At 62.4% G+C, this 12,640-nt stretch carries 11 protein-coding genes and 1 tRNA gene; 8 read left to right on the top strand and 4 right to left on the bottom strand.

Going from position 1 to position 12,640, the window contains the following annotated elements; translation table 11 throughout:
- Positions 1-46: 46 nt before the first annotated feature.
- On the bottom strand, positions 47-1,084 hold the full coding sequence (locus HUK72_RS04155; protein WP_176595659.1) for a lytic transglycosylase domain-containing protein: 1,038 nt from the start codon (positions 1,082-1,084) through the stop codon (positions 47-49).
- A gap of 148 nt (positions 1,085-1,232) precedes the next feature.
- On the opposite strand from HUK72_RS04155, the gene HUK72_RS04150 reads away from it, so the two are divergent.
- Positions 1,233-1,322 (top strand) — tRNA-Ser (locus HUK72_RS04150).
- Between the two features lie 138 nt (positions 1,323-1,460).
- On the opposite strand, the gene HUK72_RS04145 is transcribed toward HUK72_RS04150, so the two are convergent.
- Positions 1,461-1,913 (bottom strand): hypothetical protein, encoded by a 453-nt coding sequence (locus tag HUK72_RS04145; RefSeq protein ID WP_176595658.1) that lies wholly within the window; start codon positions 1,911-1,913, stop codon positions 1,461-1,463.
- Positions 1,913-2,230: a hypothetical protein gene (locus HUK72_RS04140; protein ID WP_176595657.1), complete on the bottom strand. Its 318-nt coding sequence runs from the start codon at positions 2,228-2,230 to the stop codon at positions 1,913-1,915. Before HUK72_RS04140 ends, HUK72_RS04145 begins: the two co-directional genes overlap by 1 nt.
- Positions 2,231-2,417: 187 nt before the next feature.
- Between HUK72_RS04140 and istA the strand changes: the two genes are divergently transcribed.
- The 4 genes from istA (at position 2,418) to HUK72_RS04120 (ending at position 6,010) form a co-directional block, all read left to right on the top strand.
- Positions 2,418-3,932 (top strand): IS21 family transposase, encoded by a 1,515-nt coding sequence (gene istA / locus HUK72_RS04135; protein WP_176597709.1) that lies wholly within the window; start codon positions 2,418-2,420, stop codon positions 3,930-3,932.
- Complete coding sequence (gene istB, locus HUK72_RS04130) at positions 3,919-4,647, top strand: IS21-like element helper ATPase IstB (protein WP_176595381.1); 729 nt, start codon at positions 3,919-3,921, stop codon at positions 4,645-4,647. The genes istA and istB overlap by 14 nt, the downstream gene beginning before the upstream one ends.
- Before the next feature lie 425 nt (positions 4,648-5,072).
- Positions 5,073-5,273: a hypothetical protein gene (locus HUK72_RS04125; RefSeq protein WP_176595656.1), complete on the top strand. Its 201-nt coding sequence runs from the start codon at positions 5,073-5,075 to the stop codon at positions 5,271-5,273.
- A gap of 278 nt (positions 5,274-5,551) precedes the next feature.
- Positions 5,552-6,010, top strand: a complete 459-nt coding sequence (locus HUK72_RS04120; RefSeq protein WP_369805981.1) for a DUF983 domain-containing protein — start codon at positions 5,552-5,554, stop codon at positions 6,008-6,010.
- A 49-nt stretch (positions 6,011-6,059) separates the two neighbouring features.
- Here HUK72_RS04120 and secA read toward each other — a convergent pair whose 3' ends face one another.
- Positions 6,060-8,792, bottom strand: coding sequence for a preprotein translocase subunit SecA (gene secA, locus HUK72_RS04115; protein WP_176595655.1), 2,733 nt, complete (start codon positions 8,790-8,792; stop codon positions 6,060-6,062).
- A 271-nt stretch (positions 8,793-9,063) separates the two neighbouring features.
- Between secA and HUK72_RS04110 the strand changes: the two genes are divergently transcribed.
- The 3 genes from HUK72_RS04110 to HUK72_RS04100 are packed head-to-tail and all read left to right on the top strand — an operon-like array spanning position 9,064 to position 12,633.
- The gene (locus HUK72_RS04110) at positions 9,064-10,530 is read left to right on the top strand and encodes a glycosyltransferase family 39 protein (protein WP_255325607.1); all 1,467 of its coding nucleotides are present in this window, start codon (positions 9,064-9,066) and stop codon (positions 10,528-10,530) included.
- Between the two features lie 30 nt (positions 10,531-10,560).
- On the top strand, positions 10,561-11,787 hold the full coding sequence (gene argJ, locus HUK72_RS04105) for a bifunctional glutamate N-acetyltransferase/amino-acid acetyltransferase ArgJ (protein ID WP_176595654.1): 1,227 nt from the start codon (positions 10,561-10,563) through the stop codon (positions 11,785-11,787).
- 48 nt (positions 11,788-11,835) lie between these two features.
- Positions 11,836-12,633, top strand: a complete 798-nt coding sequence (locus HUK72_RS04100; RefSeq protein ID WP_176595653.1) for an inositol monophosphatase family protein — start codon at positions 11,836-11,838, stop codon at positions 12,631-12,633.
- Positions 12,634-12,640: the final 7 nt, after the last annotated feature.

Below are 12,640 nucleotides of genomic sequence, written 5' to 3'. Positions count from 1 at the left end.
GGCCTTGAGTTGTCATTAGCCATGAGAGGAGCGATCTCAAAGCGCTCTATTGCTTCACCGCATCGGCCAGCAGGCCAACCGACAGGGCGTAGAAGTTCGAGCAATTATAATCCAGGATCGCCCGGTAATTGCTGGTCAGCAAATAAGCCGTCTTGCCAGGGCCATCGGGTTCCAGCAGCGTTGCCAGCACCCTGTCGGCGGGCCAGCTTCCGCCGGACGGGACAATCCCCAGACGCCGCCATTCGGCCATGCTGAGCCAGCGGCTATGCCGGTTGAACACGCGCTCGCAGCGGGCCGGATTGGTGCGCGCCGTGATGCTTGCGCGATCGAGACCGGCGGGCACGGACACGGCGACGCCCCAGGGCTGACCCCGCCGCCATCCGGCATGGACGAAATAATTGGCGATGGAGGCGAGCGCGTCGGCCTCGCTGTTCCAGATGTCGACCCGGCCGTCGCCATCGCCATCCTTGCCCAGCCGCAGATAGACGCTGGGCAGGAATTGCGGATAGCCGGTCGCGCCCGCCCAACTGCCCACCAGTCGGCTGCGCGGGACGCCATTGTCCAGCATCTTGAGCGTTGCGAGCAGTTCCGGCTCGAACAAAGTGCGGCGGCGGCCTTCATAAGAGAGGGTCGCGAGCGACCGGATCAGGTCGAAATCGCCGGTGTAGGAGCCATAATTGGTTTCATGGCCGTAGATCGCGACCATCATCTCCTCCGGCACGCCGGTTTCCGCCTCGATCCGGGCGAGCCGGGCGCGGTTGGCGAGATAGGCGGTGCGGCCCCGGCCGATGCGCGCCGCATCGACATGCTGCCGGCGATAGGGTTCGAAATTGGGGATCGGCGCATAGGTGCCGCCGCCGGGCTGGTTCTGATCGAGCTGAACGACGCGCGGATTGGGCGTCAGGCCGGGGAATACGCTGTCCAGGGTCGCATCCCGGATACCCAGCGCGCGCGCCTTGGGACGAAGGGATTCGAGATAGGCCCGGAATGCGACATCCTCCTGCGCCCTGACGCTGTCCGCCGTCAGGCCGCCCGCCATGACGGCGGCAAGTCCCAGCAACAGCGACAGGATCGACGAACGCATTGAAGAATCTCCTTATCCCCTTTTGTTGCACAGGGATGCCGTGGCGTGAATCCCCTTATTCGTGCGCGGCGCCATTCTGGCGGCGAAAGCGCCCTACGGTGATTTTGCGCTTGGCATGGCCGCCGGGTTCGCTAGGAAGCGTGGCGACGGACAGGTGGCCGAGTGGTTTAAGGCAGCGGTCTTGAAAACCGCCGTGGGTTTACGCTCACCGTGGGTTCGAATCCCACCCTGTCCGCCAGTCAATCCCAAAAAGCCCAATAAACAGCCGGTTTTTGAGAATTTTCCGACTAACCACTAACCAAATCACTCACCAAAAAGCTGACGGCCCGTGACGGCTAGTGGCGATTCGTGATCGTCAAACAGGATGGTCATCTATTTAGGGTGCTGGCGGAGTGTTGCGAGCAATCTGCCCGATCATAGCTATGGCCTGCATTTCCGTAGGATGATGAAACCATTGTTGGGCGGAGAAATAGCCACACTCCCCCGGCGCTAGAACATCGGTTCCCAAATAAATCCGCAACGTCGCCTTTAATGCTTCATCCGGGTTGTCGGCAAAGAGTGCGCGAAATCGGTTTCGCGCAGCCTGATCAGATGCCGAAGGTCGTTCCTGTCCAACCCAATATGCGAGCCTCATGCAGCCAAGACCGTCCGTTTGAAAGCCGCCATCCATAAAACAGGGCTTACCGTTGGGCGTGCTGTAAAGATCAAAAACGCGGATGACGCATGGGTCAGGACGATGATGGTGGGGAACGCGCCAAATCCGATCGATGTTCAACTGATCATTTAGTTGTAAAACGATAGATGCAGATAGAACATGAACAAGCTGCATTATGCGATCCTCACATTGTCATATAGTTGGCGGGCTTCGTCCACGGTTGCCGTTTCGGGAATATGTGTCGTGCGACCGAACAGATTATCAGCGACATGCAACGGTAAGCGTGGCATCCAATCGCCGTTCATTGCCGCTTGATACGCCCCTTCCTGCGTCGGAAAGCGTTCATGCCAACGATCCATTTCTTGCCGCCATTGATCGTATTCGGCCCGCTCATGATCGTCCAACGCCGCGACTTTCGCGGCTAGGCTGGCGCGTGGGCGAACGATTTCCGATAAAGCTGCAACCCGGCGACGAAGGCTATCGCTTGGCATTTACGGCCTGCTCCAATTCGGCCAGCTTCGCTTTCAAATCAGCAACATCGGAAATTTCCGTCAGCTTTGCTGTGGAGCGGCGTGCAAAATTGACCCCCTTAGCGGGGTGATCGGCGTCTAAAATTGACCCCCATCATTCCAGAGTGTGAGGCGTCGCGGCTTGGACTTCCAGGCGGCGAGGATGGGGATGTTGATTGTGGAGACTATTGCCAAGATTCGCAGGGAGCACAGGGAAGGTAAGCCGATCAAAGAGATCGCGCGTGATTTACGGTTGTCGCGCAACACGGTGCGCAAGGCGATCCGTGCGCCGGAGGCGGATTTCAGCTACGAACGCAAGGAGCAGCCTCGACCGCAGACCGGGCCATTTCGCGAACGGCTGGACGAGTTGTTGGTGCAGAACGAGGAACGGCCCCGGCGTGATCGGCTACGGCTGACACGGATACACGATCTTCTGGAGCGTGAGGGTTTCACCGGCTCCTACGATGCGGTTCGGCGCTATGCGGCACGCTGGAAGCGCGAACGCCGGACCGACGGCGGCGATATGAGCAAGGTGTTCATCCCGCTCATGTTCCGGCCGGGTGAGGCCTATCAGTTCGACTGGAGCCACGAGGACGTGGAGATCGCCGGCAAGCCGATGCGGGTGAAGGTAGCTCATATGCGGTTGTGCTGGTCGCGGGCGCCGTATGTGCGGGCCTATCCGCGCGAGACCCAGGAGATGCTCTTTGACGCGCATGCCCGGGGCTTTGCCTTTTTTGGCGGGGTGCCGACGCGCGGCATTTACGACAACATGAAGACCGCGGTGACGAGCGTGTTCACCGGCAAGGAGCGGGTGTTCAACCGGCGCTTCCTGATCATGACGGATCATTATGGCGTCGAGCCTGTGGCTTGCAGCCCGGCGGCAGGCTGGGAGAAGGGACAGGTCGAGAACCAGGTCCAGACCAGCCGGGAGCGGCTGTTCAAGCCCCGGTTGCGCTTTGCCAGCCTCGAAGAGCTGAACGCCTGGCTGGAGGCCGAGTGCCGACGGTGGGCCGAGCGTTATGCCCATCCAGATCTGGAAGACATGACCATTGCGCAGGCGCTGGAGATGGAACGATCCTCGCTGCAGTCATTGGCCACGCCCTTTGACGGCTTCTTCGAGAGCGAACATGTGGCGAGCGCAACCTGCCTGGTGAGCTTCGATCGCAACCGATACTCGGTCATGGCGAGTGCGGCCCGGGAGGCGGTGCAACTGCGCGCCTATGCCGACAGGATCGTCATCCGTTGTGCAGGCCAAGCGGTTGCCGAGCATGCTCGCGTGTTCGGCCGCAACCAGACGGCGTTCAACCCTTGGCATTATCTGCCGGTCCTGATCCGCAAGCCGGGAGCATTGCGCAACGGCGCTCCCTTCCAGGACTGGGATCTTCCGCCGGCCCTGGCCCAACTGCGCCGCAAGCTGGGCAAAAGCGATGACGCAGATCGGCGCTTCGTCCGGGTGCTGGCAGCAGTGCCCGAAGATGGGCTGGAGGCGGTCGAAGCTGCCGTCCGCGAAGCTATGATGGCGGGTACGGCCAATGACGAAGTGATCCTCAACATCCTGTCGCGCCGACGCGAACCCCAGCCCACCCAGGCCATCAGCGTCCTGGTCGATCTGAAGCTCAAGCATCCGCCCATCGCCGACTGCGCGCGTTATGACATGGTGCGAGGCCTCGATGCAGCGGCATGAGATGTTGGCAGCCCTGAAGGGGCTGGGCCTAAAGGGCATGATCGCCGCGTTCGACGATGCCGTTACCAACGGCGTCCGTCGTGACCGGACCGCCATGGAGATGCTCGGCGACCTGCTCCGCGCTGAAGGCGCGCATCGAGAAGCCGCTTCGATCCGATACCGCATGACTGCGGCCAGGCTGCCGGCCATCAAGGATCTCGACGGCTTTGTGTTCGCCGATACACCGATCAACGAAAGCCTGGTGCGTTCACTCCATGCCGGTTCATTCCTGCCGGAAAGGCGCAATATCGTACTGGTTGGTGGCACCGGCACCGGCAAGACACATCTCGCGCTTGCCATCGCCGCTGCCGTGGTTCGTGCCGGGTCGAGAGGACGGTTCTTCAATACTGTCGACCTGGTCAATCGTCTGGAGGAGGAAACCCGGCAGGCCAAGGCTGGCAACCTGGCCGCCCAGATGGCCCGCCTGGACGTCGTGGTGCTGGACGAACTCGGGTATCTGCCGTTCGCCCGTTCAGGAGGGCAGATGCTGTTCCATCTGATCAGCAAACTCTATGAAAAGACCTCGGTGATCATCACCACCAATCTCGCCTTCGGCGAATGGCCGAGCGTCTTCCAGGATGCCAAAATGACAACGGCGCTGCTGGACCGCGTCACCCACCACTGCGACATTATCGAGACCGGCAACGATAGCTGGCGGTTCAAAAACCGAAGCTGAGACGAGGAAAAACCCCTTCCCCCGGACCCCCATCCCCGGCGGTTACCCCGGTGGGTCCACAGGCACCTCCCGCGGACGCCGCCGCCAGCGCTCCTGACGGCGCGCGGCGGCGTCCGCGGGTCCCTCCTATGGACTACCGGGATAACCGCCGGCACTCACAAAAAGGGGGTCAATGTTGGGCGCCGATAGGGGGTCAACTTTGCGCGCCGGTTGACACTGACTATCCCTGACCGCCCGTGACGGCATAAATATAAGGATATTCAATTGGTTAGTTCGACTTTTGACGGCCTATGACGGCTTGTGGTGAGTCGTGTTTAAGGACACCCTGTCCGCCATCCCTTCCCTGAAGTCGGAAAATTGATCCCGGTTAAAGCGGGGCGATTTTCCCGGTGCTAGAATCGGCTCGTCCATCATCGGAGGTGACGATGTCTGGCGATACCGACGCCCGCTATCTGTTCCGGCGGGCGAGAGAAGAAACCGCGAAGGCCGAGGCCGCGGCGCGGCGAAGCGCATCATCGCAGGAAATCGCGGCCCATCGCGAACTCGCCCTGCGCTACAAGGTCAGGGCGTTGGCGCTATCCTGTCCGGATCAGGTTCTGCACGACGCAATGGAAAGAGAGCCGTGACCGGCTGACGGGAACTTTTGCCTGCGTCCTGAATTACTTAAAAAAAGCGCCCCCGGGCAAGGGATAGCCGGGAGCGCGACTTGTCTGCTGTCGGGCATCCAAATCCCGCTCCGCATAACAAGGGGCGGGCTTTTTGGCAATCTACCCAAAGGTAGAGGGTCAGCTTTCCGTAACGTAAACCTTATGGCGGAGGACCGGCCCTCCCCCTGGGGCAAAAAGCCCAATTGAAAATCCGCACAAAATGCCGCCATCTCTGCTGTGGACAGGATGGCATGACGATGGACGACCAGGACAGAATCTCAACGATGCAATCGGCGGCGGAAGATGGCGGGCGCTGGAAAAAGCGTTCACCAATCGAGACGGGACCGTTCGGCCGTTGCCCGCGCTGCGGCGAGGGTCATATCTTCCGGGGGTTCCTCACGGTGCGCGATCATTGCGAGGTTTGCGGGCTGAACTATGATTTTGCCGATCCGGCGGACGGACCGGCCGTGTTCGTACAACTGTTCGCCTGCGTGCCCGGCGTGGTCTTCATCATCATGCTGGAGATACTGGCGCGGCCGGGACTGTGGGTGCATCTGGCGGTTGGCGTTCCGGTGCTGATCCTGACGACGGTTCTGCCGCTGCGTCCGATCAAGGGATGGCTGATCGCCGCGCAATATGTGAACAAGGCGCAGGAAGCCGGCACCGCCCAATTATGGGCGAAACTGCATGGTGACCGGCCGGGCGACCAGGGATAACCCGTCGCCCTTGAGGATTTGATCCAGCGCCGGAGCTTTGACGGCGCGCTTAGCTGAGCGCGCCGTGGCAATGTTTGTATTTCTGGCCCGAACCGCAGGGGCATGGCGCATTGCGGCTGATGTCCAGATTGGCGAATTCTCCGCCCTGGCCGGCGCCCACAGGCGGACGCGGCAGGGTCGTGGTGATGCCGCTGATCTGGCCGCCGTCGATGTCGCCGCTATTATCCTCGCCCGAAAACGGATCGATATGGGTGGTGATGAAGTCGGGCAGCACCGGCAGGTCGAATTCCGGCAGCGGCTCCTCCATGCGGAACTGGACGCGGGCGATGGAGCCGGTCACGTCTTCGCGGATATTGCCCAGCATCCGCTCGAACAGGGCGAAGGCTTCCTGCTTATATTCGTTGATCGGCGTCTTCTGCGCATAGGCGCGCAGATGGACGACCTGACGGAGCGCGTCGAGGGTCGACAGATGCTCCTTCCAGTGATGGTCCAGGCTCTGGAGCAGGATCGACTTCTCGATCATGTGCCAGTTTTCGGGGTCGAGTTCCTTTACCTTATCGGCCACGGCCTCGTCGGCCAACGCCCTCAGCCGTTCCTCGATCATCTCAGGGTCGACATGATCCTCGGCCAGCCAGGCGTCGAAATCGGGTTCCAGGTTCAGCACCTCGGCCGTGCGGACCTTCAGCCGTTCCAGATCCCACTGTTCGGGATAGGTACCCGGCGGGCAGGAGGCGCCGACCAGATCGTTGACCGTCTCATGCCGCATGTCGGTGACGACATCGTCCACCGTCTCCGCATCCATGATGTCGCTGCGCTGCTCGTAAATGACCTTGCGCTGGTCGTTCATGACGTCGTCATATTCGACGACCTGCTTGCGGATGTCGTAGTTGCGCGCCTCGACCTTCTTCTGCGCGGTCTCGATCGCCTTGCTGAGCCACTTCGAGGGCGGCAGCGCCTCCCCATCCTCCAGATTGGAGCGGATCATCTTCGCGAACATGGTGTCCGGGCCGAAGATGCGCATCAGATCGTCGTCGAGGCTGAGATAGAAGCGCGACAGGCCGGGGTCGCCCTGACGGCCTGAACGACCGCGAAGCTGATTGTCGATGCGGCGGCTTTCATGCCGCTCGGTCGCCAGCACGAACAGGCCGCCGGCGGCGAGCACCTCCGCCTTTTCCGCTTCGATCTCGGCGTCGATGCGCGCGATGGCCGCTTCGCGTTCCGGCCCCTCAGGCATGTCGCGCAGTTCGTCCTCGACGCGCATCTCAAGGTTGCCGCCCAGCTTGATGTCGGTGCCGCGACCGGCCATGTTGGTGGCGATGGTGACGGCGCCCTTGCGGCCCGCCTGCGCCACGATATGCGCTTCGCTTTCATGGAAGCGGGCGTTGAGGACGGCATGCTTCACGCCCTCCTGGTTGAGAAACTCGGACAGCATTTCCGATTTTTCGATCGACACCGTACCGACCAGGACCGGCTGCCCTTGATCGGCGTGGATTTTGATGGTCTTGGCAATGCCGCGGAACTTGTCTTCCAGATTTTTGTAGAAGCTGTCTTCCTCATCGACACGCTGCACCGGCCGGTTGGTCGGGATGGTGACGACGTTCATCTTGTAGATTTCGAAAAATTCGGTCGCTTCGGTCGCGGCCGTGCCGGTCATGCCCCCCAGCTTCGGGTACATGCGGAAATAATTCTGGAAGGTGATGGAGGCGAGCGTCTGGTTTTCCGGTTCGATATTCACCGCTTCCTTGGCTTCCACCGCCTGGTGCAAACCGTCCGACCAGCGGCGGCCGTCCATCATGCGGCCGGTGAACTCATCGATGATGATGACCTTGCCGTCTTTGACGATGTAATCGATGTCGCGGCGGAACATGACGTTCGCGCGCAGCGCCTGATTGACGTGGTGGACGACGGCGGTGTTTTCGAAATCATAGAGGTTGGCGCCCTGAAGCAGCCCAGCTTCCTCCAGCATGCGCTCGATCTTCTCGGTCCCGTCCTCGGTCAGGGTGACGGTGCGCTGCTTTTCGTCCTTCTCATAGTCGCTCTCGTCCAGACGCTTCACGATGGCGTCGACGGAGACATAGAGTTCCGACTTGTCGTCGGTGGGACCAGAGATGATCAGCGGCGTGCGCGCTTCGTCGATCAGGATCGAGTCCACCTCGTCGACGATGGCGAAGTTGAAGGGCCGCTGCACCATTGAAGCGCGGTCGTACTTCATATTGTCGCGCAGATAGTCGAAGCCAAGTTCGTTGTTGGTGGCGTAGGTGATGTCGGCGTTATAGGCCTCGCGCCGCTGGTCTTCCGACAGGTTGGGCACGATGACGCCGGTGGTGAGCCCCAGGAAGCGATAGACCTGCCCCATCCATTCGCAGTCGCGGCTGGCGAGATAGTCGTTCACGGTGACGACGTGGACGCCCTTTCCTTCCAGCGCGTTCAGATAGGTGGCGAGCGTCGCGACCAGCGTCTTGCCCTCGCCGGTGCGCATTTCCGCGATTTCGCCGCGATGGAGGACGATGCCGCCGACCATCTGCACGTCATAATGGCGTTGGTGAAGGGTCCGCTTCGCCGCTTCGCGCACGGTGGCGAAGGCTTCAGGCAACAGGTCGTCGAGCGTCTCGCCCTGCGCCAGCCGCTCCCGGAATCGAACGGTCTGCGCCGTCAATTCCTCATCGGTCATGGCGGAGATGGTGGGTTCGAAAGACGCGATCTGTTCGACGGTCTTGCCCAGCGACTTTACATAGCGGTCGTTGGAGGAGCCGAAAATGGACTTGGCGAGTGCGCCGAACATGCAAGTTCCTGACAAAAGGGGACGCGCGCGCCCTTAAGTCGACGCACGCAGACATGCGCGGCGATTTAGGGGGCGCACAGGCGTTAGTCAATCAGAGCAGGCATGTCGCGACGGTGCAATAGGGCGCAGCAAGGCAGATTTCCGGTGCGAAACGATCGGGACAAGCGGATATTGGTGGATCGCGACGTCTTGTGCCAAAGCCCTGGAGAATGAGAGGCGTTTGACGATGGTTCCCGGCCCTGCCCGCGCGAAGTTGCGTGGCGCGACTTTTATGATTCTGGCGCTGATTGCCGCCCTGTTCTGGTTCGGGATCACGGCCCTCGCCACGCCTTTCGACCATGATGAGAGCCAATATATAACGGGCGCCTGGTTCAGCTCGCACATGCTGATCTATCGCGACTTCCTCTATCTTCAGCCGCCGCTGCACGCCTGGCTGTTCGCGCCGCTCGGCTGGATATTCACAGGAAATATGCTGGTGGCGATGCGGCTCGCCACGGCCGTCTGTGCCGTGGGTGCGCTCCTGCTGCTTTGCCTCATGCAGCGGCTGGCGGGGATTTCACGCGGCAGCGCCGCCATCGCGACCGCCTGCATGGCCGCGACGGCCGCGTTCCAGTTCACCGCCAGCGTGACCCGCAACGACATGCTGCCGACCATACTGGCCACGCTGGCGATGCTGCTGATGATTAGCGCGCTAAATATTGGGCGGCGTCGCTTCTGGTTCTGCGCGGGAATAGCCTTTGGCCTTGCGATTACCGCCAAGCTCAATTTCATTCCGCTGGGCGCCGCCGCGGGGGCATTCGCCCTGATGCATCATCGCCGCCATGCGCCCTGGCTGGCCCTGGGCGCATCAATGGGAATCGCACCGATGCTGATGGCCTGGGCCATGGCGCCAGCCGCCTTTTCCTATGGCGTCATCACCTTTGCCGCGACCGGCCCCTTCGCCTGGTACGCGGCCAATGGCGCGGGCGACGAGCTGGCATGGGGCGAGAAATTCGGGGATCTCGCGAAATATCTGTGGAGAGGCCCTGCCTTGGCGAGCCTTTTGCTGATCATCGGCCATGGCTGGACGAATCGCGGGCGCCCCTTCGCGCCGGAGCGTCGGCTCGCCTGTTGGTTGATCGGCGGCGGGCTGGTCGGCGCCGCTTTGCCGACGCCCTCGCAGCTTCAATATGTCATGCCGCTGCTGCCGCCATTGGGCCTGGCGCTCGGCTATCTGTTGGAGGATGCGCGCTCATGGCGCGGGATCATGCGGCCCGCTCTGATCGGCTTGCTCTGCCTAGCCGCCTTGCCGGGACTCTTGCCGGCGGGTCGGCATGTCGTGGCCATGACGCGCCACGGATCGCCCATATTGGCGGCGAGCGCCAATGCCCGCTGGGCCGGCGCGCAGGTACGCGCGCTGACCGGCGATGACGAGATCGCCAGCCTCTCGCCCCAGCTATTGGTCGACAGCGGCCTGAACATCGACCGGCGCTTCGCCCCAGGGCCTTTCGCCTATCGGACGGGATGGACGATGGACAAGGCGCAAGCCCGCAGCATCAACGCGATGATTCCGGCGACGCTGACGGATATGGACCGCGACCCGCCCGAGGCGATCCTGGTCGGTTATGAAATGGGCACGCGCAAATTACCCCTGCGGCCCGATGACGGCCTGATCGCTTATGCCAGGCAGCGCGCCTATCGGATGCTGGCCATGCCGGATGGCGTCGGAAAGCTCTATATCCGCCCATCTCGCCGTTGACGGGCGGGCATATTGCGCTAAGCGACGGGCATGACCGAACGCTCGCCCCTTGCCCCCGCCGCTTTTCCCGATCTTCCGCCCATTGCGGGCGTCACGGCACGCGTGGCGCGGGCGCGCTACAAAAATTGGGACCGCTGCGACCTCACCTATGTCGAACTGAGCGAAGGGACAGCGGTCGCGGGCGTCACGACGCAGAGCAAATGCCCCTCCCCCGAGGTCGAATGGTGCCGGGACGCGATTCCGCTGGGGTCAGCGCGGGCTCTGGTGGTGAATGCGGGCAACGCCAACGCCTTTACCGGGCATCGCGGCCGCGCCGCCGTGGAGGCGATCGCCGCCAAGGTCGCCAATCATCTCGACTGCCAGCCTTCGGACATCTTCATCTCCTCAACCGGGGTGATCGGCGTTCCATTGCCGGTGGACAAGGCGGAGGCAGGGCTGGAAGCCGCCTTCACCGCCACGCCCTGCGGCTGGGAGGATGCGGCGACGACTATCGGCACGACCGACACCTATGCCAAGGGCGCCCATGCCTCCGCCATGATCGGCGGCACGCGGGTCGAGCTGGTCGGCATCATCAAGGGATCGGGGATGATCGCGCCCGACATGGCGACGATGCTGGGCTATATCTTCACTGACGCGGCCATCGATCCGATGCTGTTGCAGCAGATGCTGTCCGCCGCCAACCGGAAGACCTTCTCCTGCATCACGGTCGACAGCGACACCTCGACCAGCGACACGGTGCTGGCTTTCGCGACGGGCAAGGCGGGCAACGCACCGCTCGCCTCCATGGAGGATGCGGGGGCCGATGCCTTCGCGGCGGCTTTGGGCGATCTCTGCCGCCAGCTTGCGCATCTGGTGGTGCGCGACGGCGAAGGGGCAACGAAGTTCGTCGAGATCAGCGTCGAGGGCGCGGAAAGCGACGCCAGCGCGCATCGCATCGCCCTTTCCATCGCCAATTCGCCGCTGGTGAAGACCGCCATTGCGGGCGAGGACGCCAATTGGGGCCGCGTGGTCGCCGCCATCGGCAAGGCGGGCGAGCCTGCCGACCGGGACAAGCTCTCCATCCGCTTCGGCGCGACTCAGGTGGCTTCGGGCGGGCTGGCGGTCGAGGGCTATGACGAAGCCCCGGTTGCCGCGCATCTCAAGGGGCAGGACATATTGATCGGCGTCGATCTGGGTCTGGGCGATGGCCGGGCGACGGTATGGACCTGCGACCTGACGCATGGCTATATCTCGATCAACGCGGACTATCGTAGTTAAACATAGGCGTAGTTAAACATAGGCGTAGTTGAGAATAAGGCGGAGCTGATGCCGACCGAACTGCACGAGCCGGTCGTCGCGCTGATGCGCGAAGTGGCGCGGGACATCGTGATGCCGCGCTACCAGAATCTCGCCAGCCATGAGGTCAGCGAGAAGGCGGCCGACGACTTCGTCACCATCGCGGACAAGGAAAGCGAAATCCGGCTGGCCGAGGGGCTATCCGCCATTCTGCCGGAAGCGGGCATCATCGGGGAAGAAGCCTGCGCCGCCGATCCCGCCATATTGGATCGCGCTGGCGAAGGGCTGAACTGGATCATCGATCCCATCGACGGGACCGGGAATTTCGCAGCCGGAAAGCCGCCCTTCGGCATCATGGTCGCGCTGGCCGATGCGGGGACGATCCTGGCGGGATGGATATTGGACCCGCTGACCGGGCGTCTGTGTCATGCCATATTGGGCGCGGGCAGTCATATCGACGGCGAGCAGGTCTATGCGCGGGAAAGCGGCGAAAAGCTGCCGGTCGCCGCGCTCGCCGTCTATTTCATGACGGAAGAGGAGCGCGCCGACATCAGGCGCCGGTCGGAGGGCAGCTTCCAACTGGTCGATATTCCCCGCTGCGCCGCCGAGCAATATCCGCGCCTGGTGCTGGGACAGAATGACGTATCGGTCTTCGCGCGCACCTTGCCCTGGGATCATGCGGCGGGAACGCTGTTCCTGAACGAAGCGGGCGGCCAGTGCCAGCGGCTGGACGGATCGCCTTATGTCGTGGGCGATCTGCGGCGCGGGCTGCTTGGGGCTTCATCCCCGCGCCTTTGGGATCTGGCGGCGGACCGGCTGTTCCGCTGAAAATAGG

The organism is Sphingobium sp. 15-1 (genome assembly GCF_013375535.1).
GTDB classification, from domain to species: domain Bacteria; phylum Pseudomonadota; class Alphaproteobacteria; order Sphingomonadales; family Sphingomonadaceae; genus Sphingobium; species Sphingobium aromaticivastans.
This window is presented reverse-complemented; position numbering and strand designations above follow the sequence as displayed.